The organism is Pseudomonas sp. BJa3 (assembly GCF_026343815.1).
In the GTDB taxonomy this organism is placed as follows: domain Bacteria; phylum Pseudomonadota; class Gammaproteobacteria; order Pseudomonadales; family Pseudomonadaceae; genus Aquipseudomonas; species Aquipseudomonas soli.
The window spans coordinates 1-259 of sequence record NZ_JAOXMC010000319.1; the positions used below are offsets into that span (position 1 = coordinate 1).

At 69.1% G+C, this 259-nt stretch carries 1 pseudogene; it reads left to right on the top strand.

From position 1 onward, the window contains the following. A pseudogene (locus OH705_RS27865) lies at positions 1-259 on the top strand (lipoyl synthase); the annotation flags it as partial.

The window sequence follows — 259 nt, forward strand, 5'->3', positions numbered from 1 at the left end:
GAAACCGTGCCGGACCTGTACCCGAACGTCCGACCCGGCGCCGACTACCAGTGGTCGCTGACCCTGCTGCAGCGCTTCAAGCAGCAGCATCCGCAGCTGCCGACCAAGTCCGGGATCATGCTGGGCCTGGGCGAGACCATGGAGCAGGTGCAGGGCACGCTGCGCGACCTGCGCGCGCACGACGTCGACATGGTCACCATCGGCCAGTACCTGCAGCCCACGGCGCACCACCACCCGGTGCTGCGCTACTGGACGCCCG